Genomic DNA, 23,286 nt, shown 5'->3' with positions numbered 1-23,286 from the left:
TGTTTTCGAAAAAATCAGCCACCAACTAACGGAAAATTCAAATCTTATCAATAGCTTAGCTTGCAGGTTATGGGTAACTTATTTCGAAAACAGTACACTAGCTGGAATCTGCAGAACAAGTCGAAGGAGTAAATGAGTCTCCTGAAATATTTCGCATACGAGTCTGCAGCCAGTACTCCAGGGGTGCCACCTTTTGAGAAAATGCTAACGACTTTTTCAAATGGGCTGTCCTCGTGATTGTCATACCATACGGCACTTTCCATTGAGGCGTCGCCGATTTGCAGTATCATCTTTTTCTGCCGATCTAGCACCTCAATGACATTTCGTGAAACAGTAGCATCCCATGGCCCGTTGGCCTTATCTGTGTTGATATGTAACTTGCACAGTGGGGGCAGCGGCCTTGACCGATCTATATGCTTATCATATGTGCGTTTATCCAGCCAACGAATGTGTAAGCTTCGGACGCCTGTTTCCAGAGCAACTATGTTGTGCCGAATATGGTTTAACTGGGGATAGTGAGTCCAGTCGTCATTGCGCTCAACATGTGGAAATAGGACTCTGGGGAGAAGGCGTAGGGCTTCGTACATAATCGGCGAGTTTGATACCGATTTTGGCTGCGAAGTGTCAAAATTAGGATTGCGATAAAAAACTAGTGGGACGTAGCCATGTTTTTCAGTTTGTACCACCCTATGGGCATCGTTCCAGTTTTTTGTTTCGATGTCTGCCCTGTATTTTGGATCATACAAGCTTTCTTTCTCTTCAAAAACTTTGTCGGAAAGGTATGTTGAAAAGGATTCAATCGCATAGCAATACTGCAGCAGGTATGGGAAATGTTCAGATCCGAAAGCCGGCTTGGTGGATGCGGCTTTCCTTTTGACTACCGGGTAGTCAATGTCGGAAATCGGATTTATGAACCCGTTAAGGTCGTTGTCGATGTTGGAGTTTACTACGAAGTAATTAAAAAGTGCGTCTATTCTGTACAGGGTGTTCTTAACTGTTCCCTTCGTCCTCCCCCGATGCAGATAAGAAATTAAGCCCTCGAATCCGTCACCTTCAATATGCCGACGAGTAAAATCCTTCGGAGCTGGTGGAGCTTTTTTTGTCGATTCGTACAATTCGCTAAACAAATATGTATTGAGGATAGAAAAGCTCTTCGCATACTCACCATATTTTTTCAACCCGCGAGTCTTAAGCAGGTTGATGAATTTGTCCTGGTGCTTTAACCATGTTTCAACCACCATTTTGTGCGCCGGAGGATATGCGAACTCACCAGAAATGAGAGCCTTTCTGTTTGCATGACTTGAATTCTTGATTGGTCTCTCTAAGTCGCCCTGCCTGCAGCGATCAGGATACAGACGTTGTATATAGCCCCAAAATGCGGCAGGGGCGATAGGGTACTTGAACCAGCTCACACCACCATTTCGTGATGAAACCAAGTGACCCACCAAGGCCGAAATGTCGACAGGATCGATATCCTCGATCCGGTGCCAGTCTGTGGAGCGAATCATCCTCCACGCATTCCATTCGAAATTGCTCACGGCAGTGGGGTTCATTACGAGGGTAATGTCTGGTATGCCTGTGTAAGAAACGTGAGACACAAAAGGCAACCTAACTAGTGCTAGCACTTCAGGATAATAAGCTGCTGCGACCTCGAAATGGTTTTTCCCAGTTCTAGGGTTGCCAACGATAGGTTTCTTCATGTCCACCGGGAGAAGTACCGCTTTTTCCTGCCAGAGGAAGTGAAGAATTAGCACACAGTCTCTGCTCAGCCTTTCCAGCGAAGCTTTGGTTAGCCAGTTATGAGAGGCTTTTGGAATTACTTCCTTTGCAATTTCAGGCTCGGGTGTTTTCTTTGAGCATGTATAGGCATTCTGTACCCAAGTTTCGTCGTATACTGGGACGTTTACCGTGCTGAGATGGCCATCGAACAATCGCATGGTAGACGCGGTATAGAACTCGTTGCGAGGCGAGCTTGTAACCTTGCTAGGAGGTACATGCTTAGCTTGGAAAAGCTCTCGGCAGATGCATTCCTTAGCCTTAGTGATAGCTGACTTGATTGATCTCGCCAGGTCATCTCCCGATTGAACGATGATAATGTCCTTGGTAAGATTAATCATTTGTGGTTCCTTTGATACGTTGTGCTTCGTCTCTCAATAGCTCTAACTGACGAGCATGAAACTCTTCGCGGATTGTTCTAAGGGAGTCCTCCCCCCGCTGAGTTACATACTGGTTTGCGTGCTGCAAGTAAGCCTCGATAATGTCGGTGTCATGTTTGGCATACTTCATTGTAGAGGTGACGCTGGAGTGCCCCATGAGAATTTTCACATATGTAAGTGGGAAGCCTGGAGTGCTCTGGCCCGGTACTGGCATGTAGTTAAGGGTGTACGTTCCGTACATATGCCTAAGTGAATGGGGACTGATACCAGACACGTCCATCAAACCTGCTCTCTGGGCGTATTTCTTGAAGGTTTTGTCGCGGCTGCTTCTATCGCTAGCGAAAAAAGGCCTGGCGTCAGAATTCTGAAACACAAAATCATGGTCTACGCTAGAGTTGTATTCCAGAGCCAAATACTTTTCCAAACTTTCCCAAAAGATCTTGGCGAATGGTTCAATCATGTAAGTCAGCTCCGTGTCACGGCCTTTCCATGAGAGAAGCTTATATTCGCTTTCAGTAATGCCGGGGGTCTTCCTGGCAAATGGGTCTCGAAGGAAGACTGCAAACGTATCAGCATCGATGTCGGGCATTCTGATCTGGAGCGCCTCGCTGGTACGAGCACCGGTCGCAGCGAGCAGGGCGTAGCAAGTCATATCTCGATAAAAAGTTTTCGACCTCCTTGGCTTCGCCTGCTTAACCAAATCAACGGATCGCTCAATGGGGTAGGCGATAGTCTTGAATCCCTGCTTGTCGTTCTTCCTGTCCCTGCGCTTCGCCTGCGGAAATAGTCTGCCTTTTTTTTCCTTTGGCAGGACGGATTTGAGTGAGTCACTGATGACTGCAGCCAGCCAAGATTTGGCCTTGTGGGCAGAAACTTCCAATTGGCTTCGGTATTCGGCACGATTGAGATAGAACGGGCTGAATAATTGGTCGGGAGCAATGTTGTTCTTGGCCTCTAACACTTTGAGGAACCAGTAGATCGATGATTCGACAGTCTGTGCGAGGGAGTTATGGCTGGTGAGTTTCTCTTTTCTAAGGCTCTCAGCCAGCGTGCTGGCAATGGGGTTTGAGGCTCCTTTGCCGAATAGGAGGTAAGCCTGGTAGCTGTAAATGATGGTCTCAGTCGTGAGCTCGACATCAACCGGGAATTGGGTGTGTGCTGCTTCGTACACATAGTCAATAAACCGGCCAACGTGCTCTGCGTATAGTTTCACAGTGTTCGGAGCGTAACCCCTCCGTGCTAGCCATAGGCTGTAGTGGGAAAACGGTTTGAATTCCCTGCACTCATCCGGCAAGTATGGGTCGAGCTGAAGCAGAAGATAGTTTTCCTCGGTCGTCAGGGGAGCCTCGACCAAAATGAAGTTTTTCATTTCCACCGTTCCAGACGTGAATAATTTCTATTGAAGCTAAATCATGGGCCAATTAGTTTCAAGGACTATTTATCACAGGTGAAATTCGCTCATTATTATCAACGGTATGGATATGAAATATCGTTATAAATCAAATACTTATCGTATGTATGATCGATTATAACGTATATTGCAACTTGACGCTTCGCTCATATTGACGCGGCCTTTAGATCCCAGAGCTTGCCGGGCCGTAGTTCTCATGGCGTCTGGATTGTGCAGGATAGTTCACATTCGGCTTTTTCTTTGCTCGCAACTAACTCGGCTTTCAGATACGAAATCGGTCTCCTTGCAGGAGTAATAGAGGTTCGAGCGCAGCGCGAAAGTCTTGACCCTTCCAATAAGTTGCAGGTGTATCTTATTCTCTGCAGTCGGTTCTCAGTGATCATTCTTTTTAGATTAAGGGTGGTTTTGATAGGACTTAGCTTCGCTTGCTATTAGCGGAGAAAAAGTTTCTGGTATTTATATGGGCTTGGACGTACCTGGGCGTGGGCACTCTAGGCAGGTGAAGGATTGTGAGAAGTGTATCGGCGATGAGGTGTCTATCCCATCAGGGAGCTCGCGTCGCGCATACCCTTCAATGCAGTGGGAGGATCGCGCGCCTAAAACATTTACGCCATGCAAGATTCTTCCTGTTGCTTTCGCAAACATCGCGGTGTGAGAGTCTCAAATCGCCCGTTATCCGCGAGGGCTTGGCGAAATGTGGCGTAGCCGAGTAGAGACGACAACCGGGAGCCTGGATGCCGTTGAGGCAAGAACCTCAACTAGATAAGAGATCGCTCCAAAACAGCCTCGGACGAGAATGATGCGAACTGACCGCAGCCCTAATGGCGCCGTTCACCGATGAGCGAGCACTAGCCTAGGGAGCGTGGGATAGAAAGGGAATTTTTGAATGAAAAGCCGCACTCATGGAATGCGGCTTTTGAATTGGTGGGCCCCCCCGGAGTCGAACCGGGCACCAACGGATTATGCGTACCACTTCAGTTTTCACTGCCTCTTTCGAGTTCGTGGTCTGGACTGTCTCTTACCTTTCGGCTCGCCCGTACAGTCTCTACACCTTCCTTGAAATCTCAAGGCTTGGCTCGGGATTACCACGCTGACGCAGAGGCTTCCCCGAATTTGAGCGATTCTACCAAGGGACAGAGTCAACTTATCCCAGGGCAACCCATTTGCTCATCACCGTGCCCTGCGAAGGGGGGAGGTTCTGAGCCGTTAAGTCCGCTGCTCTAACCAACATGAGCTAGAGGCCCGAATTTGCCGCGTAAAGCTATCAAATCCACAGTTCAAATACCACACTGTGATCCATACCACATAAGAACCGTGGACCAAAGGATTATGAGTCCTCTGCTCTAACCAACTGAGCTATGGGCCCTCAGTAGGCTGCGGATTATAACGGCGGTTTCGCGGCTGTGCTATCCGAAACGTCCGAAAGATTCGTAAGAAGGAATCTCTCGCTGAATTCATCGGGCTGGAGGGGCAGGCTGATGATGTAGCCCTGGATCTGTTCGCAGCCTTCTTCGCTGAGGAATTGCTGCTGTTCGCGGGTCTCGACGCCTTCGGCGATCACGGTCAGTTGCATGCTGCGGCCCAGTGCGATGATGGCGCGGACGATGGCGGCGTCGTGGGTGTCTTCGGGCAGGCCGCGGATGAAGGACTGGTCGATCTTGAGGATGTCCAGTGGCAGGCGCTTGAGGTAGCTCAGTGAGGAATAGCCCGTTCCAAAGTCGTCGATGGCCAGTTGTACGCCGAGTTGCTTCAGCTTGTGCAGCACGGCCAGCGCATCCTGTGTCTGGCTCATGATGAAGTTTTCAGTGATCTCCAGTTGCAGGCAATCAGGCACCAGGCCGTTGTCGGTGAGCAGATGTTCGATGCGCTCGACCAGATTGGGCTGGCGCAGTTGGGCGCCGGCCAGGTTGACTGACATCGGCCCGAATGGCGTGCAGGTTTTCCGCCATGCGCCCATTTGGCGGCAGGCCTGTTCCAGCACCCATTCGCCGATCTGCAGGATCATGCCGTTTTCTTCTGCCAAGGGGATGAAGTGTTCAGGCGGCACTTCGCCAAAGGTCGTGTGGCTCCAGCGTATCAGCGCCTCTGCGCCGACCAGCGTGTGGGTCAGAATGCTGATCTTGGGCTGGTAAGCCAGGCTCAACTGGTTGCGGTCCAGTGCTCTTCTCAGCTCCTGCTCAAGCGCAATGCGCTCGCTGGCCTGCTCGGTCAGGTCGCGGGTGTAACTTTCAACCCGATTGCGGCCCTGAGCCTTGGAGCGGTACATGGCGGCGTCGGCATTTTTGACCAGCGTTGCCACGTCGGTGCCGTCGGTGGGGAACACGCAGCTTCCGATGCTGGGGCTTATGTACAGCTCGTGCTCGCCGGCTTCAAACGGCGTACTGAAGCAGGCCAGCAGTTTGTTGGCGATGGCTTTGGCATCGCTGGGCTGCAGCAGGCCGGGCAGCAGGACGATGAACTCGTCACCGCCGAGGCGCGCCACAGTGTCGATGTCGCGCAGGGTTTCCTTGAGGCGGTGAGCAATCCCCTTGAGCAGCAAATCGCCGATCGGATGGCCCAGGCTGTCGTTGATGTGCTTGAAGCGATCCAGATCAAGAAACAGCACTGCGCCAAGGCTGCCGGACTCTTCGCTGTGCAGCAAGGCGGACTGCAAGCGGCTCTCGAACAGGGTGCGATTGGGCAGGCCGGTCAGCGGGTCGTGGTGGGCCTGGTAGTCGAGACGCGCCTGAGCGTGTTTGAGGCTGGAGATGTCTGCGAATACCGCGACAAAGTGCGTCAGAAGGTTCTCTTTGTTGCGTACGGCGCTGACGGTCAGCCAGCTCGGATAAAGCTCGCCGTTCTTGCGTCGGTTGCTGATCTCGCCTTGCCAGTGGCCTTCGGCTGTCAGTTGATGCCACATTGAGGCGTAGAACGCGCTGTCATGCTGGCCGGAGGCGAGCAGGCGAGGTGTCTGGCCTATGGCTTCGCTCTCGCTGTAGCCGGTAATTTCAGTGAACGCGCGGTTTACAGCGCTGATACGTTGGTCAGTGTCGGTGATAAGCACGCCCTCGGCGGTGCTCTCGAAGACGGTGGCGGCCAGGTGCAGTTTTTCCTGCATCAACTGGCTTTCGGTTATGTCCCGCGAAATCGTCAGCAGGCACGCGTCACCCGAGATGAGAAGCGGGTGCGAAGACAGTTCGCATACCCGGATGCTGCCGTTGACATTGCGAAGTCGTGCCCGGAAACCATGCACAACGCCGTGCTGCTTCAACTGCTCGATAAGTCTGGAGCGCTCGCTTAAATCAGCCCAGATGCCCAAGTCGAACGTGGAATGTTCAAGGCAGTGCAGTTCGCTGTATCCCGTAATCCGGCAGAACCCTTCGTTGACCTCCAGAAGCATGCCGTCCTGTTGGCGAGTAATGGCGAGCCCGTCAGGCGTGGCATGAAAGGCTTTGGCGAATTTCTCCTCTGAAAGTTGCAGTTGCTGCTGTGCCAGTTTGAGCCGGGTAATGTCACGCACTATGACCAGCACTGCTGGCGTAGAACCTTGCTCGAAAGGCTGGGCGGACATCAGCCCTGAAAAGGTTTGCCCGTTCTTGCGGCGGAAGGGGATCTCGAGATTATGGATGTTGCCTGTTTGTAACTGCTTCAGCACTTTCGGGCCAATGCCCGGCACCGCCCATAGGTCCAGCTCGGTGGGTGTTTTGCCAATGACTTCTTCGATGGAGAGTCCGGTGTGTTCAACAAATGCCTGATTGGCATCCATGATGTGCCCATCAATAAGGCTGGCTATGATCATGGCGTCCGGGCATTGCGCGAAGACCGAGGCGAACCGGCCATCTGACAGTCGCAACGCTTCCCGGTCGCTGATATCGATCATTAATCCAGTCATAAGTGGCTCACGTCCGTGTTTGACCGCTGCTGCTGATATGACCTTGGTAACACATGCCGAGCCAAGGTTTGCCCCGACAACGTGTGTCCGGGGGTGATACATAGGTGTAGGTCAATTAGCGGGTGGCCGCAACCAGACCAATGTCTGAAAGTTTGTAACTTGATCTGCTTCACGTTTTCGGTGCAGGTCTCGGTTTTGCCGGGCCGGAAACGCAAAACCCCCGGCAGGCCGGGGGTTTTGTTGACTCGCGGGTGCGATTACTCGTCGAGGAACGAGCGCAAGTGCTCGCTTCTTGTCGGGTGACGCAGCTTGCGAAGTGCCTTGGCTTCGATCTGACGAATCCGCTCGCGGGTTACGTCAAACTGTTTACCGACTTCTTCAAGCGTGTGGTCGGTATTCATGTCGATACCGAAACGCATGCGCAGAACCTTGGCTTCACGGGCGGTGAGGCCCGACAGCACTTCGCGTGTCGCTTCTTTCAGGCTTTCAACAGTGGCGACATCGATTGGCGACTGCATGGTCGAGTCTTCGATGAAGTCACCCAGGTGCGAATCTTCGTCGTCACCGATCGGGGTTTCCATGGAGATCGGCTCTTTGGCGATCTTCAATACCTTGCGGATTTTATCCTCAGGCATTTCCATGCGCTCGCCCAGCTCTTCCGGGGTCGGTTCGCGACCCATTTCCTGCAACATCTGCCGGGAAATACGGTTGAGCTTGTTGATCGTCTCGATCATGTGCACCGGAATACGAATGGTGCGGGCCTGGTCGGCAATCGAGCGAGTGATCGCCTGACGGATCCACCAGGTCGCATACGTCGAGAACTTGTAGCCACGACGGTATTCGAACTTGTCCACAGCCTTCATCAAGCCGATGTTGCCTTCCTGGATCAGATCGAGGAATTGCAGGCCACGGTTGGTGTACTTCTTGGCGATGGAGATCACCAGACGCAAGTTGGCTTCAACCATCTCTTTCTTCGCGCGGCGGGCCTTGGCCTCACCGATCGACATGCGACGGTTGATGTCCTTGATCTCGGCGATTTTCAGGCCGGTCTCTTCTTCCAGTGCAGACAGCTTCTGCTGGCAACGCTGGATGTCAGGCTGCAGGCGACCAATGGCTTCGGCGTATTTGCCTTTGCCTTTGGCGAGCCCATCGGTCCAGCTTTCGTCAACTTCGTGGCCGGGGAACTGGCGCAGGAAGTCGGCGCGCGGCATACGTGCATCACGTACGCACAACTGCATGATGGCGCGTTCCTGAGCACGAAGACGCTCGAGGGCACCACGGACGCGCTCGACCAGACCTTCAAACTGCTTTGGAACCAGTTTGATCGGCATGAACAATTCGGCAAGGGCAACCAGTTCAGCGATGGCGTGCTTGTCGTCGCGACCGAACTTCTTCAGCGCCTTGCGGGTGATTTCCATTTGATCGGAAACCGCGCCGAAACGCTGCTGGGCGATGACCGGATCCGGACCGCTTTCGACTTCGTCTTCTTCGTCGCTCGAGTCTGCTGACTCTTCCTCATCATCGTCAGCACCTTCGGCCTTGACGGCTTTGGGATCGACGGGCGGAGGGACTTCGGCAGGCGGCGCGATGCCGTCGTCCGGGTCGATATAGCCGCTGAGAACGTCGGAGAGACGACCGCCTTCGCTGGTGACACGTGTGTATTCGGAGAGAATATGGTCAACCGTGCCTGGGAAGTGCGCAATTGCGCCCATCACTTCACGGATGCCTTCTTCGATACGTTTGGCGATTTCGATTTCGCCTTCACGGGTCAGAAGTTCAACGGTGCCCATTTCACGCATGTACATACGAACGGGATCGGTGGTACGCCCGATATCGGTCTCGACCGCTGCCAACGCTGCAGCCGCTTCTTCTGCGGCTGCCTCGTCGGTATCGGCGTCGGCCAGCATCAAGGCGTCCGCATCCGGAGCACTCTCGTGTACCGGGATCCCCATGTCGTTGATCATGCGGATGATGTCTTCCACCTGCTCGGGATCTGAAATATCCTCGGGCAGGTGGTCGTTGACCTCTGCGTAAGTCAGATACTTCTGCTCACGACCCAGGGTGATCAACTCTTTGATACGAGACTGCTGTTGCGCTTTTCCGGACATAACACCCTATCCACTGAAGGTCTTGGCGGGCAAAAAACAAGCCGAGGATTATACCCGAGCTATGACCTCACGCGCCAGTTGAGGTCGGGTTTTGTGCAGAATGATTAAGGCTGTGCAGCTTTACCAACTGCGCTTTCTCTTCGGCCGTCAGGCCGGTTTCACTGCTTTTTCTGACCAGCTCATCAATTTTTCGCAAGCTTTGGCCTGCCGATAGCTTAGTTATAGTGTCGAAAAACTGTTGTTCAAGGTTGTCGGCCTCAATCAGCCATTCCTTTTCGGCCAAGGCTCGCAGCAAATTGCCCTGTTCGGTCCCGTGCCAGCGTGCTATCAACTGTAACGACCGCAGTTTGGGATTCTTTTGCCTGGCTTCAATCAACGCGATCAATAATTGAGCGTTGGGGTGGTCTTCTGCCGCGAAGTTGCTTGCATTTTCGACCTTTTCGGCCAGTTCCGGGTGGTGCAGCAGTGTTCTCAGTGCAGTCTGCATCGGAGGCTCGACGGCGGTCGGTATGCGCGGCGCGCGCTGTCTGAAATCCTGCCGCTTGCCTTTTTTGCCCGAGAACGTGTTGTCCCATTTTTTCTGATTCGGACCGCCGGCTTTCTTTGGCGTCCATTCCTGCTGCGCCTCGTACCCGCCTTGTGGCTGGTAATCGGCGAAGTCGGGCATGGCGTCGTAATCGACATACGGGTCGTAGCTCGGCGGCGCGTCCGCGGGTGCGCTCTGCACCAGTTGGCTGACGGCCTCGCCGGTGAGCCCGGTAATTTCACTGAGGCGCTGACGCATCAGAATCCGCAGGTTCGCGCCGGGCACTTTGTCGATCAGTGGCGCGGCAAGGGTGGCCATGTGCGCTTTGCCTTCCAGCGAGCGCGGGTCGGATTCTTTGGTCAGTTGCTCGAAAAAATAATCGGCCAGCGGCTGGGCGTGCTGATTGATGCGCGCCTTGAAGGCGTCGGTGCCTTCCGAGCGCACCAGTGTGTCCGGGTCTTCACCTTCGGGCAGAAACAGGAAGAGCGCCCGCCTTCCGTCCTGCAGGTTTGGCAGCGCGGCCTCCAGCGCTCGCCATGCGGCGTTGCGTCCGGCCTGATCGCCGTCGAAGCAGAACAACACGTTCGGCACGACCCTGAACAAGCGTTTCAAGTGTTCTTCGCTGGTGGCCGTACCCAGCGTGGCCACGGCATTGCGCAAGCCTTGCTGGGCCAGGGCGATGACGTCCATGTAGCCTTCAACGACGATGATTTCATCGAGGTTGCGATTGAATTTGCGCGCTTCGAACAGCCCGTACAGCTCCTGACCCTTGTGGAAAACCGGCGTTTCCGGCGAGTTCAGGTACTTGGGCTTGTCGTCACCCAATACGCGACCGCCGAAGGCGATGATGCGCCCGCGCGAGTCACGGATCGGAAACATCACCCGGTCACGGAAGCGGTCGTAGCGCTTGCCGGTTTCAGCGTTTTCGATCAGCAGGCCGGCATCGATCATGACCTTTTGCTGTAGCGAGTCGCTGCTCAGGTGCTTGTACAGGTTGTCCCAGCCGGGTGGCGCAAAGCCCAGGCCGAAGTCCCGGGCGATTTCACCGGACAGGCCGCGGCCCTTGAGGTAATCCACTGCGGCTTTGCGCGACGGATGGCTTTTCAGGGCCTGGCGGTAAAACTCGGAGGCGGCGTTCAGCAGCGGGTAAAGCGGTGAGTCGGTCGGCTGACGCGGCTTCTGGCCCTTGACGCCTTGCTCGCGAGGCACTTCCATGCCGGCGGCTTTGGCAAGGTCCTCGACGGCCTGGGGGAAATCCAGGTTGTCGTGGTCCATGATGAAACCCAGCGCGTTGCCGCCTGCGCCGCAGCCAAAGCAGTAATAGAACTGTTTGTCCGGGCTGACGCTGAAAGAGGGTGTTTTCTCTTTGTGGAACGGGCAGCACGCGCTGTAATTTTTGCCGGCTTTCTTGAGCTGCACGCGCGAGCTGACGACATCGACAATGTCGGTGCGGTTCAGAAGGTCGTCGATAAAGCTCTGGGGGATCAGCCCGGCCATGGCGTTCTCATCATCAAGCGTGTCGCGAAAATATCGAGTGACTCTACGAGCGTTCCGTCAGCCTGTCAGCCGTCTTTTGGTATGACGACAGCAATAAGCGGGCACGTCTTTGCATCCGAAGGTCGGTGCTGAAAGCTGAAAAAGCGGGTGCATGGTTTTTGCGAATCGATCATCAGGCCGTGGGCGTTGACGATACTCATTCGAATAGGGCGAGAGACGCTGCCTTGGCTGAGCTTCTTGCGAAGTCATCAAGGCATACTCGTCTTGTCATCAACCAATTGCTGCCCGAGTGGGCATGGCAGACGCTGCCTGTAAACAGGCGGGACGTGCTTGACTGGTTGTCTGAGTCGCATCTGCGGCTTGGACAGGTCAATCAATCTAGCTAACGCAAAACAGCAAAGCTGTAACTGCCGACAGCCCGGCTGTGTGGCCGGGCAAGGCAGAAGCTTGCGACGAAGGTCTGTAAATTAATACAGACGAACGGCGCGGCGCTGTTCGCGCTGGACTTTCTTGGCGTGGCGTTTGACAGCAGCTGCTGCCTTGCGCTTACGCTCCGAAGTCGGCTTCTCGTAAAATTCGCGGCTACGAACTTCAGCCAGAACACCGGCTTTTTCGCAGGAGCGCTTGAAACGACGCAGAGCTACGTCGAAGGGTTCGTTCTCTTTAACTTTGACGGCTGGCATCCAGAGCTACCTTCATTCATTACCGGGGTCAACGCTCTGTACAAACACTGCACAAAGTACGTCGGTTTTTAAGGGTTGCGGATGTTAACCCCTCATTGAGAGGAATGCAAAGCCTCTGATCGAAAACCGCTGGTCGGCACCTCGGTCGACGACTATTATGCGCGCCTTCAAATCTGCCCCCTACAAGGCGCAACCCCATGCTAGTACTGGGATTAGAAACCTCCTGCGACGAAACCGGCGTCGCGTTGTACGACAGCGAACGCGGTTTGCTGGCGGACGCTTTATTCAGTCAGATCGACCTGCACCGCGCGTATGGCGGTGTGGTGCCGGAGCTGGCTTCGCGTGATCACGTCAAGCGCATGCTGCCCCTGATCCGCCAGACGCTGGCCGAAGCCGACTGCGTCGCAACTGACATCGACGCCATCGCCTACACCGCAGGGCCGGGCCTTGTGGGTGCGTTGCTGGTCGGGGCGTCGTGTGCGCAGGCGCTGGCGTTTGCCTGGGATATTCCGGCGCTGGGTGTTCACCACATGGAAGGCCATTTGCTGGCCCCGATGCTGGAAGAAAACCCGCCGCAGTTCCCGTTCGTCGCTTTGTTGGTATCCGGTGGGCACACGCAACTGGTGCGCGTCGATGGCATTGGTCAGTACGAGCTGCTGGGCGAGACGCTGGATGATGCCGCAGGCGAGGCGTTCGACAAGACCGCCAAGATGATGGGTATGCAGTATCCGGGCGGCCCGGAGATCTCGAAAGCGGCCCTGCAGGGCGTGCCGGGGCGTTTTGTCTTTCCTCGGCCGATGACCGATCGCCCCGGGTTGGCGTTCAGTTTCAGCGGCTTGAAGACCTCGGCGCTCAACACCTGGCAGCAGTGCCAGAGTGCCGGGGACGACAGTGAGCAAACCCGCTGCGACATCGCTCTGGCCTTCCAGCAGGCGGTAGTGGAGACTTTGACCATCAAGTGCAAGCGCGCGCTCAAGCAGACCGGGCTCAAGAGTCTGGTCATCGCAGGCGGTGTCAGCGCCAACAAGGCGCTGCGGGTGTCACTGGAAAGCATGCTCGGAGAGCTGCGCGGGCACGTTTACTACGCGCGGCCGGAATTCTGTACTGACAACGGCGCGATGATCGCCTTTGCCGGTTGCCAGCGTTTGCAGGCCGGGCAGAAAGAAGATTTGAGCATCAGCGTGCAGGCGCGCTGGCCCATGGAGCAGTTGTCGGGGCTCTAGTTATCGGGGCGGTGTGGGCTGTGCTGCTGTTGAGCGGATTTCAGGTTGTGTATCAGAAATGCCGTTCGCGCCCGGCCAGCAGGTCGCGTAGATTGCCGCGATGGCGCCAGACGATGAGCAGGGTCAGCACGCTCATCGGCAACAAGGCGTGCGGTTCCTGCCAGGCCAGTAATGGCAGCGTCAGGGGTGTGGCGATCAGGGCGGCGAGCGAGCTGGTGCGGGTCAGGTAGAGTGTCAGCAGCCAGGCCGCTATCGCCAGGGCCGCTGCGGGCGGGTAAAGCCCCAGCAGCACGCCGGCGGCGGTCGCGACACCTTTGCCGCCACGGAAGCGAAAGTACAGCGGAAACAGATGGCCCAGCACTGCGCAGACGCCGATCCAGCCTTGTTGCGATGGGTCAAGGCCCCAGGCGCCGGCAAGCACTACCGGAATAAGGCCTTTGCAGAGGTCGCCGAGCAGGGTCAGGACGGCCAGTTTCTTTCCGGCCAGACGCAACATGTTGGTCGCACCGGCATTGCCCGAACCACTGGCGCGCGGGTCCGGGCTGCCGCTCAGGCGACTGAGCAGGATGGCGAAGGACAGCGAGCCGAGCAGGTAGGCGAAAGTCGCCAGTAACCAAAACATGCTAACCATTCCGGGCGAGGATGCCCTGATTCTAACGGCGCATCGCGCCCTTGTCGTGCAGTGGAGAGTAGTGCTTGGACAGAGTTTTCATCGAGGGCCTTGAGGTCGATACGGTCATCGGCGCCTATGACTGGGAGCGTGGCATTCGCCAGTGCCTGCGTCTGGACCTCAGTTTTGCCTGGGACAATCGGCCTGCCGCGGCGGGTGATGACCTGAGCAAGGCGCTTGACTATGCCAGCGTTTCCACACGTATTCAGGCGTTTGCCGAGCAGGCGCAGTTTCAGTTGGTGGAGACGTTTGCCGAGCGTCTTGCCGAAGTGCTGATGAGCGAATTCAATATCCCCTGGCTGCATCTGAAACTGACCAAGCCGGGTGCTGTGGCCGCCGCTGCCGGTGTCGGCGTGGAGATCGAGCGCGGATGTCGCTGACGCGGATTTTCCTCGGCCTGGGGAGCAATATCGAGCGCGAGCGGCACCTGAATGCGGGGCTTGATGCGCTGGATGGCTTTCTGACGGACATGAGCTGCTCGCCGGTTTTTGAAAGCCATGCGGTGGGCATCAAGAGCGGGCCGTTTTTCAATCTGGTGGTCTCGGCGCTGACCGACCTGCCGCTGACAGAGCTGGACCGCCGCCTGAAATTCATCGAAGCGGACAATGGCCGCTACGCGCCTGATCGAGTCGGTCTGCCGCTGGACATCGATGTGCTGCTGTATGGCGAGCAGGTCGGCAACTTCGACGGGCTGATTTTGCCCAGGGCGGAAATTCTCAAGAATGCCTTCGTTTTGCGGCCATTGGCGCTGATCGCCCCTGAACGTCTGCATCCGGGGGTGGGCGTGTCGTTCAGTAAATTGTGGGCGGATGCGCAGATTGACCAACAGCTTTGGCCGGTTGCTTTTGAGTGGCGTGGGGTGGCACTGACACCTGAGGATTTGCTGCGCAGCTGAGATCATCCTCGCCTTTCAGCTCGAGCGCAGAGCTTCCAGAGCTGCGCTCCCACGGCCTGCGGCCAGAATCAAAAGCATAATTGGTGCGCGAGCCTGTCAGGCGGCGTGCCCCGCCTTGTAGGTTTTCAGTGCCTTCAAGCGCTCGTTCTTCAGCGCGTCACCCAGTTCCTTGCCCTTCAGGCCCTGTTCCAGCAATGGCTGCACTGGCACGGTTCGGGCGGCGTGTGCCGCGCCGCGCAGGTAGTCGGCCTGTGGATAACTGCGTTGCTCGAAGCCATTGCGGCCGCGTGCGTCCATCTCACAGGCTGCAAGAAACTCCTCGAAGCGTTGCGGTCGGCGGTAGACGTCGAAACTGTGCAGCAGCTCCAGCAAGGTCGATGGTTTCAGTTCCAGCGCCCGGTGGCCATGCGTGTGGTATTGGCCCACCAGCAGGGCCAGTTCCTGGCAGTCTCTTGGCGCCCGAAAACGTTCGTTGACCGCTTTTATCAGGCGCAGGCCGGTGTGTTCGTGGGCAATGTGCCTGGGCCATTCGGATTCTGGCGTCAGGCCCTTGCCCAGATCATGCAGCAGGCAGGCCCAGCGCACGGTCAGTGGGTATTTGTGGACGGCAGACTGCTCAAGCACGCTGAGCACATGCACGCCGGTGTCGATTTCCGGGTGGTGTGCAGCCGGCTGCGGCACGCCAAACAGCGCTTCGACCTCGGGCATCAGCTCACTCAGGGCGCCACAGTCATGCAGCACTTGAATGAACACCTGCGGCTGGTCTTCCATCAGGGCACGAGAGATTTCCTTCCAGCTTCGCTCGGCCGTCAGCGCCTTGAGTTCGCCGGATTCGCTGAGCTGGCGCATCAGCTCGAGGGTTTCGGGCGCGATGGTGAAACCATGGCTGGCATAGCGCGCGGCGAACCGGGGTACACGTAAAACCCTGAGCGGATCTTCGGCGAAAGCGGGCGAAACGTGACGTAATATTCGTGCTTCAAGATCCTGCTGGCCGTTGTAGGGATCGGTGAGATTACCGTCCTTGTCTTCGGCCATGGCATTGATCGTCAGGTCGCGGCGAATCAGGTCCTGCTCCAGTGTGACGTCTGGGCTTGCATGAAACACAAAGCCTCCGTAGCCCACGCCACTCTTGCGCTCGGTGCGCGCCAGCGCGTATTCCTCGTTGGTCAGCGGGTGCAGGAACACCGGGAAGTCTGTGCCGACCGGGCGATAGCCCTTGACCAGCATGTCCTCGGTACTTGCACCGACCACCACCCAATCGATATCAGTGACAGGTTGACCCAGCAGGCGGTCGCGTACAGCGCCACCAACTTTATAAATCTGCATAAAAAACCTCCGTAAGCGCGACAGGATAAACCTTGCGTCGCGCTTGCGGAGGCTAAAACTGCATGAACATCCTTTCAGGTCCGCTTGCCCCTAGGGCTTAAAGGTGGACGACCGCCATATCAAGCCGGGGATATTCCCCATCGGCATGCTCGCCTTTGGGAGGGACGTGATGGGTCTTGATCAACTGGTCGCCCTGCAAGGTTTCCAGATGAATATCAAAACCCCACAACCTGTGCAGGTGCTTGAGCACCTCGTCGGTCGAGTCGCCCAGCGGTTTGCGGTTGTGCTGTTGGTGGCGCAGGGTCAGCGAGCGATCCCCACGGCGGTCGATGCTGTAGATCTGTACGTTGGGCTCCCGATTGCCGAGGTTGTACTGCGCAGCCAGAATTTCCCGAATGGTCCGGTAGCCGTTCTCATCATGAATGGCAGGTACCAGCAGGTCTTCTTTCTGGTCGTCGTCCATGATGCTGAACAGTTTGAGATCACGAATGACCTTGGGCGACAGGTACTGGAGGATGAAGCTCTCATCCTTGAAGCTGCTCATCGCAAACTTGACCGCAGTCAGCCAGTCGGTCCCGGCGATTTCCGGAAACCACTGGCGGTCCTCATCAGTCGGGCGTTCGCACATCCTTCTGATGTCCTGATACATCGCGAAGCCAAGCGTGTAGGGGTTGATGCCGCTGTAATACGGGCTGTCGAAGCCAGGCTGATAGATAACGCTGGTGTGCGACTGCAGGAACTCCATCATGAAGCCGTCGGTGACCAGGCCTTCGTCATACAGGTCGTTCATCAGCGTGTAGTGCCAGAACGTCGCCCAGCCTTCGTTCATCACCTGAGTCTGGCGCTGTGGATAAAAGTACTGGGCGATCTTGCGTACGATTCGCACCACTTCGCGCTGCCAGGGTTCCAGTAACGGCGCGTGTTTTTCGATGAAATAGAGGATGTTTTCCTGCGGTTCAGCGGGGAAGCGCGCGTTGTCCTCCTTGCTGCTTTTATCGGCATTCTTCGGAATCGTGCGCCAAAGGTCGTTGATCTGCCGCTGCAGGTGTTCCTCGCGATCTTTCTGCCTGCGCCGCTCTTCTTCGGCAGAGATCGGATACGGGCGCTTGTAGCGATCCACGCCATAGTTCATCAGCGCATGGCAGGAATCGAGCAAGTCTTCCACGGCATCGATGCCGTGGCGTTCCTCGCACTGCATGATGTACTGCTTGGCGAACACCAGGTAATCGATGATCGAGCTGGCGTCGGTCCAGGTGCGGAACAGGTAGTTGCCCTTGAAGAAGCTGTTGTGCCCATAGCACGCATGGGCGACAACCAGCGCCTGCATGCAGATGGTGTTTTCTTCCATCAGGTAGGCGATGCAAGGGTCCGAGTTGATGACGATCTCGTAGGCCAGGCCCATCTGACCTCGCGAGTAGGATTTTTCGGTGCTGAGGAAGTGCTTGCCGTAGGACCAATGGTGGTAGCCCAGTGGCATGCCCACCGAGGCGTAGGCGTCCATCATCTGCTCGGCGGTGATCACTTCGATCTGGTTGGGGTACGTATCCAGAGCGTACCGCTCGGCAATTCTGCCGATTTCGCGGTCGTAGGCCCGGATCAGTTCAAACGTCCACTCTGAACCCGTGGAAAGGGGTTGGCGCTTCTGCTCTCTGGCGGTCATGACACTAACCTTCGCTGGAAGAGTTTGCGGAATACCGGATAGATATCACCGGCAGAGACCAGCTGCTGCTGGGCGAACGTGTCGGCGAAGTCATCACCGATGCGCTCGTATTCGTACCACAGAGCCTGATGTTCACGCGGCGTGATTTCCACGTACGTGTAGTACTGCACGAAAGGCATGATTTGTTTGGTGAGGATTTCCCGGCAGATAGGCGAGTCATCATTCCAGTTGTCACCGTCCGAGGCCTGGGCCGCGTAGATGTTCCAGTCGCTGCTGGGGTAGCGCGCAGCCATGATTTCCTGCATCAGTTTCAAGGCGCTGGAAACGATGGTGCCGCCGGTTTCACGTGAATAAAAGAACTCTTCTTCGTCCACTTCGCGGGCGCTGGTGTGGTGGCGAATGAACACGACGTCGATCTTGTCGTAGTTACGCTTGAGGAACAGGTACAACAGGATGAAGAAACGCTTGGCGATGTCCTTGGTTGCCTGGGTCATGGAGCCGGAAACGTCCATCAGGCAGAACATCACCGCCTTGGAGCTGGGGTTGGGCTGTTTGACCAGCAGGTTGTACTTGAGGTCGAACGTATCGAGGTAGGGCACACGACGAATACGTGCTTTGAGCCTGTCGATCTCGACTTCCAGCTCCTGAATGTCGCCAAAGTTGTCGGGTTCTTCGCGCTTCATGCGCTCAAGCTCACCGGTCGCTTCCCTGAGTTTCGCGCGGCTGCTGCCCGACAAGGCAATGCGCCGCGCATGGGCGGAGCGCAAGGTGCGGATAATGTTGATGCGCGAAGGATTACCTTCGTTGCTGATGCCGGCGCGCACGGTTTTGAAGGTGTCCGTACCTGTCAGGTTGCGTTTGACCAGATTCGGCAGTTCGAGGTCTTCGAACATGAACTCGAGAAACTCTTCCTGAGTGATCTGAAACGAGAACTCGTCCATGCCCTCGCCGGAATTGCCCGCCTTGCCAGGCCCTTTACCGCCCGCACCGCCTTGAGGACGGGCAATGTGCTCGCCAGGCGTGAATTCCTTGTTGCCGGGGTGAACCACCGTCTGCTTGCCGCCACGGCCATGGTGCAACACCGGCTCGTCGATGTCGCGTCCGGGAATGCTGATCTGTTCCCCGTGCTCCATGTCGGTAATGGAGCGCCGGCTGACGGCTTCCTCCACTGCCTTCTTGATGTGGTCACGGTAGCGCCGCAGAAACCGCTGCCGGTTTACCGTGCTCTTGTTCTTGCCGTTGAGACGTCGGTCGATCACATAACTCATAGGCCCCTCCGGGGAGCTTCAAGTTGAAAGCTTCAAGCTGCATGCGAGTGCTCTGTCAGCCTGTTATCCAAGGCTGGACCGCTGCTCGCGTGCAGCTGATAGCTTGAAGCTTGCACCTGCTTTACTGCGATTTCCGCACGCGCAGATACCATTCGGAAAGCAGACGTACCTGCTTGTCCGTATAGCCCCTCTCGACCATTCGTGTGACGAAGTCGTTGTGCTTCTGCTGATCCTCTTTGCTGGCCTTGGCGTTGAAGCTGATGACCGGCAGCAGGTCCTCGGTGTTGGAGAACATTTTCTTCTCGATCACCACCCGCAGCTTCTCGTAGCTGAGCCAGGTCGGGTTTTTGCCGTTGTTGTTGGCGCGGGCGCGCAGCACGAAATTGACGATTTCGTTGCGGAAATCTTTCGGGTTGCTGATGCCGGCCGGTTTTTCGATCTTCTCCAGTTCCTCGTTCAAGGCGACGCGATTGAGAATCTCGCCGGTTTCAGGGTCGCGGTATTCCTGGTCCTGAATCCAGAAGTCTGCATACAGCACGTAGCGGTCGAAGATGTTCTGACCATATTCGCTGTAGGACTCCAGGTACGCGGTCTGGATTTCCTTGCCGATGAACTCGATGTAGCGCGGTGCCAGGTATTCCTTGATGAAGCGCAGATAGCGTTCGCGCGTTTCAGCAGGGAATTGCTCCTGTTCGATCTGCTGCTCAAGCACATAGAGCAAGTGCACCGGGTTGGCAGCGATTTCGTGCGGGTCGAAGTTGAAGACCTTGGACAGAATCTTGAACGCAAAGCGGGTGGACAGGCCGTTCATGCCTTCGTCGACGCCTGCGCTGTCGCGGTACTCCTGAATCGACTTGGCCTTTGGATCGGTATCCTTCAGGTTCTCGCCGTCGTACACACGCATCTTGGAGTAGATGTTGGAGTTGTCCGGCTCTTTGAGGCGCGACAGTGTGGTGAACTGCGCGAGCATTTTCAGGGTGTCGGGGGCGCAATGCGCCTTGGCCAGCGAGCTGTTGAACAACAGCTTGTCGTAAATCTTGATCTCGTCACTGACTCGCAGGCAGTAAGGCACCTTGACGATGTAGATACGGTCGATGAAAGCTTCGTTGTTCTTGTTGTTGCGGAAGCTGTGCCATTCCGATTCGTTGGAGTGGGCGAGCAGAATACCGGTGAACGGAATCGCGCCCAGCCCTTCGGTACTGTTGTAGTTACCTTCTTGCGTGGCGGTCAGTAACGGGTGAAGAACCTTGATCGGCGCCTTGAACATCTCGACGAATTCCATCAGGCCCTGGTTGGCCCGGCACAGCGCGCCAGAGTAGCTGTAGGCATCGGCGTCGTTCTGTGGGAATTCTTCCAGCTTGCGGATATCGACCTTGCCGACCAGCGCGGAAATATCCTGGTTGTTCTCGTCACCTGGCTCGGTCTTGGCCACGGCAATCTGGTTGAGCACTGAAGGGTAAAGCTTGACGACCTTGAACTGGCTGATGTCGCCCCCGAACTCAGCCAGACGCTTGGTCGCCCAGGGCGACATGATAGTGCTCAGGTAGCGCCGCGGGATCCCGAAGTCTTCTTCCAGAATCGCACCGTCTTCACTGGCGTTGAACAGGCCCAGGGGCGACTCGAAAACGGGTGAGCCCTTGATGGCGTAGAACGGTACTTTTTCAATCAGTTGCTTGAGTTTTTCCGCCAGAGACGATTTACCGCCACCTACCGGGCCGAGCAGATAAAGGATTTGTTTCTTCTCTTCCAGGCCTTGGGCGGCATGGCGGAAATACGAAACGATCTGGTCGATGCATTCTTCCATCCCGTGGAAATCAGCAAAGGCTGGATAGCGGCGTATGACCTTGTTGGAGAAAATTCGCGACAACCGTGAATTGGCGGAAGTGTCCACCAGTTCGGGTTCACCAATGGCCAGCAGCAGACGTTCTGCGGCAGAAGCGTAGGCGCTGCGATCCTGTTTGCAGAGCTCAAGATACTCCTGTAGCGAAAGCTCTTCCTGGCGTGTGCTTTCAAAGCGGTCTTTGAAGTGGCTGAATATACTCATGACGTCACCTCGCTCGATACGTAGAGCCGGCGGCGGATCTCAGTCGATGCTGGCAACAACCGATTGCCCGGCTGCTGTTTACCCCCCAGAACACCTTAAAAGTAACTACCGATGACCCACGCGCCGGTGTACCGGCTCTCCCCTGAATACGGATGGCCTGGTCTTAGGATAGTTCGGATTCGGAAAGATAAAGAAGGGTTGCGCGAGAAGAGGGGCTGACCGTTCGTCAGATCGCGCGCGAGCCCGCGTAGAACGCGGGATCAGCTGTCATAAAAATATTTTCTATCAGCCTTGCGCGGTTTCTTCCGGAAAAGTGCTGCGCCACAGTTCAAAACCGCCGTCCACGCTGTAGACGTCCGAGAAACCCTGGCCCACCAGGTAGGCGGCAGCGCTCTGGCTGGAGTTGCCATGGTAGCAGACCACCACCAGCGGCTTGTCCAGGTCGGCGTTGGCGATGAAGTCGGCAATCGAGTGATTGTCCAGGTGCTGAGAGTCAGGAATGTGATTGCTCTGAAACGCCTGCGCATCACGAACATCGACCAGCACGGCACCCTGAGTGCGCAATGCCTGAGCCTGTTCAGGCGGAATACGTTTGAATTCGGTCATTGCTTGGGCTCCTGAGCCGGGGTTTGCTGAGTATGGGCGCTACCGGGCTGCGCACTGGCGATGATCCCGGTGGCTGCGTTGCCGACAGCATCGCAATTGCACTGATGACGTTCAAGCGTATCGACATTGAGCAGCGTCATGGCGCCGCCCCAGACACACCCGCTGTCCAGCGCAAACACCCCCGGCTCGTCGCAACGGCCTTCAAGCGCTGCCCAGTGGCCGAAGATGATTTTCACATCGCGCGCCTTGCGATTCTGGTGGCTGAACCAGGGGGCGTAACCGGGTATTGCGGTGCCGACGCCTTCTTTGCTCTTGAGGTCGAGTTTGCCATCGCTGGTGCAGAAGCGCATACGCGTGAAATAGTTGGTGATGACCCGCAGGCGTGTGACGCCTTGCAGGTCGTTGTTCCACTTGGCGGGCTCATTGCCATACATACCGTCGAGGAAATCCCCATACAACGAGTCGTCCTGAAGCGCGTGTTCAACTTCAGCAGCCTGTTTCAGGGCTTTTTTCACTGACCACTGTGGCGCGATGCCCGCATGAACCATGGCGATGTTGCGCTCGGCATCGTAATGCATGAGCTTTTGCTGGCGCACCCAGCGCAACAGTTCGTCGCGATCCGGGGCTTCAAGAATTTCGCGCAGTGTGTCGCCTTTCTTGAGCAGTTCGTTCTTGCGCGCGACGGCCAACAGGTGCAGGTCATGGTTGCCGAGCACGCACACCAGGGACTCGCGGATGCTGTACAGGTAACGAAGTGTTTGCAATGACTGCGGACCCCGGTTGACCAGATCGCCCACCAGCCAGAGTCGATCCTTGGCCGGGTCGAAACGGACGTGTTCAAGCAGGCACTCCAGAGGTTCGAGGCAACCTTGCAGGTCACCGACGGCGTACACCGCCATCAGTGCAGTGAGCCCGGAACGGCGAGACGGAAGGGTTCTATCACCGCATCGAAGCGTTTGCCGTCCTCAGCCAGCATCTGGTAGCTGCCCTGCATATTGCCCACCTGGGTGGTCATGACCGTACCGCTGCTGTAGGTATGGCTTTGCCCGACCTTGATCAACGGTTGTTGGCCGACCACCCCTTCGCCACGCACTTCTTCGACATGACCGTCGCCATCGGTGATGACCCAGTGCCGTGACAGCAGCTTGGCAGGCAACTCGCCGTTATTGTGCACGGTGATGGTGTAGGCGAAAGCGAAGCGGTTCTGCTCGGGTTGCGATTGTTCTGCGAGGAAGCGCGTGACGACGCTGACGTCGACCTTGTAACGAGAATCGGACATGCAGTAGGCCTTGAAATCCGTAGCAAAAAAAGGGCGTGTGCGGCAGGTAGATCAGTCTAGGAC

Annotated in this window: 17 protein-coding genes; 3 read left to right on the top strand and 14 right to left on the bottom strand. The window is 56.2% G+C overall.

Annotated features, from left to right (window positions below):
* Positions 1-47 precede the first annotated feature (47 nt).
* The 6 genes from DW49_RS0114635 to rpsU form a co-directional block, all read right to left on the bottom strand.
* Positions 48-2,117: a hypothetical protein gene (locus DW49_RS0114635; protein ID WP_024421301.1), complete on the bottom strand. Its 2,070-nt coding sequence runs from the start codon at positions 2,115-2,117 to the stop codon at positions 48-50.
* A complete protein-coding gene (locus tag DW49_RS0114630; RefSeq protein ID WP_005614106.1) occupies positions 2,110-3,525 on the bottom strand; it encodes a tyrosine-type recombinase/integrase in 1,416 nt (471 codons plus the stop codon). The genes DW49_RS0114635 and DW49_RS0114630 overlap by 8 nt, the downstream gene beginning before the upstream one ends.
* Positions 3,526-4,948: 1,423 nt before the next feature.
* A complete protein-coding gene (locus DW49_RS0114625; RefSeq protein ID WP_005614108.1) occupies positions 4,949-7,426 on the bottom strand; it encodes a sensor domain-containing protein in 2,478 nt (825 codons plus the stop codon).
* Positions 7,427-7,695: 269 nt separating this feature from the next.
* Complete coding sequence (gene rpoD / locus DW49_RS0114620) at positions 7,696-9,546, bottom strand: RNA polymerase sigma factor RpoD (protein ID WP_005614111.1); 1,851 nt, start codon at positions 9,544-9,546, stop codon at positions 7,696-7,698.
* A 67-nt stretch (positions 9,547-9,613) separates the two neighbouring features.
* Positions 9,614-11,569, bottom strand: a complete 1,956-nt coding sequence (gene dnaG / locus DW49_RS0114615) for a DNA primase (protein ID WP_005614113.1) — start codon at positions 11,567-11,569, stop codon at positions 9,614-9,616.
* Between the two features lie 467 nt (positions 11,570-12,036).
* The gene (gene rpsU / locus DW49_RS0114605; protein ID WP_002551877.1) at positions 12,037-12,252 is read right to left on the bottom strand and encodes a 30S ribosomal protein S21; all 216 of its coding nucleotides are present in this window, start codon (positions 12,250-12,252) and stop codon (positions 12,037-12,039) included.
* A 197-nt stretch (positions 12,253-12,449) separates the two neighbouring features.
* Here rpsU and tsaD point away from each other — a divergent pair, with 197 nt between their 5' ends.
* Positions 12,450-13,475 (top strand): tRNA (adenosine(37)-N6)-threonylcarbamoyltransferase complex transferase subunit TsaD, encoded by a 1,026-nt coding sequence (tsaD, locus tag DW49_RS0114600; protein WP_005614128.1) that lies wholly within the window; start codon positions 12,450-12,452, stop codon positions 13,473-13,475.
* A gap of 52 nt (positions 13,476-13,527) precedes the next feature.
* Here the strand turns inward: tsaD and plsY are convergent, their stop codons facing one another.
* Positions 13,528-14,097 (bottom strand): glycerol-3-phosphate 1-O-acyltransferase PlsY, encoded by a 570-nt coding sequence (plsY, locus tag DW49_RS0114595; protein WP_005614129.1) that lies wholly within the window; start codon positions 14,095-14,097, stop codon positions 13,528-13,530.
* Between the two features lie 74 nt (positions 14,098-14,171).
* On the opposite strand from plsY, the gene folB reads away from it, so the two are divergent.
* Both folB and folK read left to right on the top strand, forming a co-directional pair.
* The gene (gene folB / locus DW49_RS0114590; RefSeq protein WP_003377271.1) at positions 14,172-14,525 is read left to right on the top strand and encodes a dihydroneopterin aldolase; all 354 of its coding nucleotides are present in this window, start codon (positions 14,172-14,174) and stop codon (positions 14,523-14,525) included.
* A complete protein-coding gene (folK, locus tag DW49_RS0114585) occupies positions 14,516-15,040 on the top strand; it encodes a 2-amino-4-hydroxy-6-hydroxymethyldihydropteridine diphosphokinase (protein WP_005614130.1) in 525 nt (174 codons plus the stop codon). The genes folB and folK overlap by 10 nt, the downstream gene beginning before the upstream one ends.
* 96 nt (positions 15,041-15,136) lie before the next feature.
* Here folK and DW49_RS0114580 read toward each other — a convergent pair whose 3' ends face one another.
* The 7 genes from DW49_RS0114580 to apaG all read right to left on the bottom strand — a co-directional run bounded on the left by DW49_RS0114580 (position 15,137) and on the right by apaG (position 23,223).
* Positions 15,137-16,366: a multifunctional CCA addition/repair protein gene (locus DW49_RS0114580; protein ID WP_005614131.1), complete on the bottom strand. Its 1,230-nt coding sequence runs from the start codon at positions 16,364-16,366 to the stop codon at positions 15,137-15,139.
* 97 nt (positions 16,367-16,463) lie between these two features.
* Positions 16,464-18,026: a SpoVR family protein gene (locus DW49_RS0114575; RefSeq protein WP_003377278.1), complete on the bottom strand. Its 1,563-nt coding sequence runs from the start codon at positions 18,024-18,026 to the stop codon at positions 16,464-16,466.
* Positions 18,023-19,294, bottom strand: coding sequence for a YeaH/YhbH family protein (locus DW49_RS0114570; protein WP_005614132.1), 1,272 nt, complete (start codon positions 19,292-19,294; stop codon positions 18,023-18,025). Before DW49_RS0114570 ends, DW49_RS0114575 begins: the two co-directional genes overlap by 4 nt.
* Before the next feature lie 121 nt (positions 19,295-19,415).
* Positions 19,416-21,338, bottom strand: coding sequence for a PrkA family serine protein kinase (locus DW49_RS0114565; protein WP_005614133.1), 1,923 nt, complete (start codon positions 21,336-21,338; stop codon positions 19,416-19,418).
* A 285-nt stretch (positions 21,339-21,623) separates the two neighbouring features.
* Positions 21,624-21,944, bottom strand: a complete 321-nt coding sequence (glpE, locus tag DW49_RS0114560) for a thiosulfate sulfurtransferase GlpE (RefSeq protein ID WP_003377284.1) — start codon at positions 21,942-21,944, stop codon at positions 21,624-21,626.
* Entirely contained in the window at positions 21,941-22,843 is a 903-nt protein-coding gene (locus DW49_RS0114555; protein WP_005614134.1) for a symmetrical bis(5'-nucleosyl)-tetraphosphatase, read from the bottom strand. The genes glpE and DW49_RS0114555 overlap by 4 nt, the downstream gene beginning before the upstream one ends.
* Positions 22,843-23,223 (bottom strand): Co2+/Mg2+ efflux protein ApaG, encoded by a 381-nt coding sequence (gene apaG / locus DW49_RS0114550; protein ID WP_003377289.1) that lies wholly within the window; start codon positions 23,221-23,223, stop codon positions 22,843-22,845. The genes DW49_RS0114555 and apaG overlap by 1 nt, the downstream gene beginning before the upstream one ends.
* Positions 23,224-23,286: the final 63 nt, after the last annotated feature.

Origin of the sequence: Pseudomonas avellanae BPIC 631 (genome assembly GCF_000444135.1) — a bacterium.
GTDB classification, from domain to species: domain Bacteria; phylum Pseudomonadota; class Gammaproteobacteria; order Pseudomonadales; family Pseudomonadaceae; genus Aquipseudomonas; species Aquipseudomonas avellanae.
This window is presented reverse-complemented; position numbering and strand designations above follow the sequence as displayed.

Excerpts from the sequence above, each read along its gene's own strand:
- DW49_RS0114635 (WP_024421301.1), bottom strand. The coding sequence starts at position 2,117 with ATGATTAATCTTACCAAGGACATTATCATCGTTCAATCGGGAGATGAC.
- DW49_RS0114630 (WP_005614106.1), bottom strand. The coding sequence starts at position 3,525 with ATGAAAAACTTCATTTTGGTCGAGGCTCCCCTGACGACCGAGGAAAAC.
- DW49_RS0114625 (WP_005614108.1), bottom strand. The coding sequence starts at position 7,426 with ATGATCGATATCAGCGACCGGGAAGCGTTGCGACTGTCAGATGGCCGG.
- rpoD (WP_005614111.1), bottom strand. The coding sequence starts at position 9,546 with ATGTCCGGAAAAGCGCAACAGCAGTCTCGTATCAAAGAGTTGATCACC.
- dnaG (WP_005614113.1), bottom strand. The coding sequence starts at position 11,569 with ATGGCCGGGCTGATCCCCCAGAGCTTTATCGACGACCTTCTGAACCGC.
- rpsU (WP_002551877.1), bottom strand. The coding sequence starts at position 12,252 with ATGCCAGCCGTCAAAGTTAAAGAGAACGAACCCTTCGACGTAGCTCTG.
- tsaD (WP_005614128.1), top strand. The coding sequence starts at position 12,450 with ATGCTAGTACTGGGATTAGAAACCTCCTGCGACGAAACCGGCGTCGCG.
- plsY (WP_005614129.1), bottom strand. The coding sequence starts at position 14,097 with ATGTTTTGGTTACTGGCGACTTTCGCCTACCTGCTCGGCTCGCTGTCC.
- folK (WP_005614130.1), top strand. The coding sequence starts at position 14,516 with ATGTCGCTGACGCGGATTTTCCTCGGCCTGGGGAGCAATATCGAGCGC.
- DW49_RS0114580 (WP_005614131.1), bottom strand. The coding sequence starts at position 16,366 with ATGCAGATTTATAAAGTTGGTGGCGCTGTACGCGACCGCCTGCTGGGT.
- DW49_RS0114575 (WP_003377278.1), bottom strand. The coding sequence starts at position 18,026 with ATGACCGCCAGAGAGCAGAAGCGCCAACCCCTTTCCACGGGTTCAGAG.
- DW49_RS0114570 (WP_005614132.1), bottom strand. The coding sequence starts at position 19,294 with ATGAGTTATGTGATCGACCGACGTCTCAACGGCAAGAACAAGAGCACG.
- DW49_RS0114565 (WP_005614133.1), bottom strand. The coding sequence starts at position 21,338 with ATGAGTATATTCAGCCACTTCAAAGACCGCTTTGAAAGCACACGCCAG.
- glpE (WP_003377284.1), bottom strand. The coding sequence starts at position 21,944 with ATGACCGAATTCAAACGTATTCCGCCTGAACAGGCTCAGGCATTGCGC.
- DW49_RS0114555 (WP_005614134.1), bottom strand. The coding sequence starts at position 22,843 with ATGGCGGTGTACGCCGTCGGTGACCTGCAAGGTTGCCTCGAACCTCTG.
- apaG (WP_003377289.1), bottom strand. The coding sequence starts at position 23,223 with ATGTCCGATTCTCGTTACAAGGTCGACGTCAGCGTCGTCACGCGCTTC.